The following is a 3,324-nucleotide window of genomic DNA, read 5'->3' on the forward strand; positions in this document are numbered from 1 at the left end:
GACACGTAACCGGGGTCGAGGGGGTCACCCGCCCACCCGGCGAACCCCGGCTCGCGGGCCTGCAGCGCCGCCAGCGGGTTCGTGTCCAGCGACTCCCGGTAGAAGGCCGTCAGCGCGGCGACGGTGCCGGGATCGGCGACCGGCGCGGGGGCGTCGCCCGCGCACACGATCGCCTTGAGGTTCTTGGCGCCGAGGACCGCGCCCAGGCCGTACCGCCCGGCGGGATGGGCGTGACCGGTGACCACACTGGCGTACCTGACCAGGTTCTCCCCGGCCGGGCCGATGGCCGCCACCTGAGCCGTCGCGCCGTGCCTGGCGCGCAGCGCGTCCGTCGTGGCGGCCACGCCCAGCCCCCACAGGTCGCTCGCGTCGAGGCACGTGACCTCGCCGCCCTCCACCAGCACGTACGACGGCCGCTCCGCCCGCCCGGTCACGGCCAGCGCCTTCGCCCCCGCCGCGCGCATCCCGGCCGCGAACGGCCCCAGCGCGTGGGCCTCCCCGGCCACCCCCGTCAGCGGCGACTTGGCCAGGAACACGGCCTTGGCCAGGCCGGGCGCCTGCGTCCCGCCCAGCGTGCCCGCGGCCACGTACAGCAGGGCGCGGGGGTCGTACGGATCCAGCCCCGGGGGTGTGCGCTCGCCCAGCAGCCGCAGCCCGAGAACGGACCCGCCGTAGTGTCCCCTCTCGGCCGAGCGGTCTTCGCGGACGACGTCCCCGCTGGTCAGGTCGACGATGAACGGCAACAAAGCCTCCTCGAGTCGAAGGAGGCGGCCGGCCCCGGGCAGGTCCGTCGCCGTCCGCCAGGCCCCAGAAGCGGCACACCATCACATATCACCGCAAGGGCGCAACCCGGCTTGCCGTACGTGACGTGCGAAAAAGGGCTGGACGACGGGTTTGTGCGGATTTTCCGCGATCGCCGGGGCAGGAGATCAGGCGATGACCACTCCCGATCTCATCCTGGCCCTGGGCGGCGGGGCGGCCCTGCTCGCGGCCTTCCTGCCGCAGGCGCTGGCCAGCAGACCCCTGTCCTTACCCCTCGTCTACCTGCTGGGCGGCATGGTGCTGTTCGCCCTGCCGATCGGCCTGCCCGCCCCCGACCCCGTCGCCCACCGGACGGCGCTCGAGCACATCACCGAACTCTGCGTCGTCATCTCCCTCATGGGGGCCGGCCTCGCCATCAACCGGCGGGCAGGGCTGCGCGCCTGGTCCACGACGTGGCGGCTGCTCGGCCTGTCGATGCCGCTCACCATCGCCGGCGTCGCCGTCGCCGCCACCCTCCTGCTCGGCTGGCCGGCCGGGGCGGCACTGCTGCTCGGAGCCGTGCTGGCGCCCACGGACCCGGTGCTCGCCTCCGACGTGCACGTCGGCGAGCCCGTCGACGCCGAGAACGCCGACGACGAGGTGCGCTTCGCCCTCACCTCGGAGGCCGGGCTCAACGACGGGCTGACCTTCCCCTTCGTGTACGCCGCCATCGCCGTCGCGGTGGCCGGCGGCGCCGGCCGGCTCGGGGAGTGGGCGCTCATGGACGTGCTCTACCGCACCGCCGCCGGCGTCGTCTCCGGCCTGCTGATCGGCTGGCTGCTCGGCCGGCTGTTCTTCCGAGCCCCGTCCGAAGGGCTGCGCCTGTCGGAACGCCGCGACGGCTTCGTCGCACTCGCCGCCACGCTCCTGTCGTACGGGGTGACGGAACTCGTGCACGGGTACGGCTTCGTCGCCGTCTTCGTCACCGCCTGCGCCATCAGGCGGGGCGAGCACGGCCACGGCTACAACAACGTCCTGCACGGCTTCGTCGAGCAGATCGAGCGGCTGTTCACCGCCTGGCTGCTGCTCCTGCTCGGCGGCTTCGTCGCCGTCGGCGGCCTGTCCGGGCTCACGTGGCGCGGCGCGGCCGTCGGGCTGCTGCTCCTGCTCGTCATCCGGCCGCTGACGGGCTGGCTCGCCCAGGTACGCGGCCCGGCAGGACCCAGGGAACGCCTGGTGATCTCCTTCTTCGGCATCCGGGGGATCGGGTCGCTGTTCTACCTGGCATACGCGCTGGGCCAGACCGGTTTCGGCGTGCCCGCCCGGGAACTGTGGGCGGTGACGGGCTTCACCGTGGTGGCCTCGGTCGCCCTGCACGGCCTCACCGCCACCCCGATCATGAGGCGCATCGACGCACTCCGCGACCGCGCCGGTGTGCCCGCCGCCGGGCCGTCCGCCTGACCGGATGCTTCGTGCACGGTCGCCGTCCGGTGCTTCGTGCACGGTCGCCGTCCGGGGCGCCATGCGCGTCAGGGCGGGCCGAGGCTCCAGATCCGTACCGTCCTGTTCCCGTCCACGCCCGCGACCACCTGCCTGCCGTCGAGCTCGGCCAGCGCCAGGGCCTGGGCGGCGCCCCCGGCCGCGGCGCCCAGCGTGCCGATGACCTCGCCGTCGTCGAGGTCCCAGACCCGGACGAAGATCTCGCTGCCGACGGGGGCGTGGGTCACGGCCGCGACGGGCAGGTCCCCGAGCCGCCCCGCCACAAGCGCGATGGTGCCCCGGTCGTCAGGGCTCACACCGCTGAAGTTCCACATCTTCCTGCGCTTGCCCGTCGCCAGGTCGTGCACGCGGAGGGTGGCGTTCTGGTGCGTGGAGACGACCACGGGCCGGCCCGCCACCTCGCCGCAGGTCAGCAGCTCGATCCCGCTGTAGGTGCCCATGCCGAACGAGTGCCGCAGCTTTCCCGAAGGCAGGCGCCACACCCGGACGCGCCCGCGCCCGTCCCCAGTGACCAGCACGTCGTCGCCGCCGAGCCGCCCGAACGCCAGGCTCGCGACCCCCTGGTAGTGATCGCGGATCGAGGAACCGATCTGCTTGCCGGTGCTGATGTCCCACAGCCGCACGACGCTGTGCAGGTCCCTGACGACGTCGTACTTCTGCGACACGGCGATCGCCGTGCCCTCGCCCGTGACCGTGACCGCGATGATGGGGTCGCCGGCCCGGTGGCGGGCCAGGCTCTCGCCCGTCAGGCTGCACAACCGCATCGTGCCGTCGGCGTGCCCCGAGGCGACCACCGGCCGGTCGCCCATGCGCCCGGCGGCCACCGAGGTGGCCGCCGCCCCGTCGTCGGCGATCCGGACGACGGTCTGAGCACCGTCACCTGCAGTGCCGTCACCCGCAGTGCCGTCACCCGGGGACAGGTCCCAGGCGAGCACGGTCCCCTTGCGGGTGGCGCACACGATCGTCGTCGCCGAGACGGACAAGGAGACCGCCTGGCCGTACTTCGAGGGCAGCGCCATGGGATCCCTGACCGGCGTGCCGAACGGCTCGGCCGAGACGGCCGGTGACGACACGGGCGAGGAC

General features: G+C 73.8%; 3 protein-coding genes. 1 reads left to right on the forward strand and 2 read right to left on the reverse strand.

Annotated elements, in window-relative coordinates; all coding sequences use genetic code 11:
- Positions 1–743, reverse strand: a 743-nt coding sequence (locus tag E1295_RS47660) for an aldehyde ferredoxin oxidoreductase N-terminal domain-containing protein (RefSeq protein WP_220449264.1), incomplete at its 3' end; no start/stop codon positions are given.
- 193 nt (positions 744–936) lie between these two features.
- Between E1295_RS47660 and E1295_RS47665 the strand changes: the two genes are divergently transcribed.
- A complete protein-coding gene (locus tag E1295_RS47665; protein WP_132641951.1) occupies positions 937–2,202 on the forward strand; it encodes a cation:proton antiporter in 1,266 nt (421 codons plus the stop codon).
- A gap of 68 nt (positions 2,203–2,270) precedes the next feature.
- On the opposite strand, the gene E1295_RS49560 is transcribed toward E1295_RS47665, so the two are convergent.
- Positions 2,271–3,324: WD40 repeat domain-containing protein (locus E1295_RS49560; protein WP_166427794.1), on the reverse strand; the 1,054-nt coding region annotated here is incomplete at its 5' end.

The organism is Nonomuraea mesophila (genome assembly GCF_004352805.1).
In the GTDB taxonomy this organism is placed as follows: Bacteria; Actinomycetota; Actinomycetes; order Streptosporangiales; family Streptosporangiaceae; genus Nonomuraea; species Nonomuraea longispora.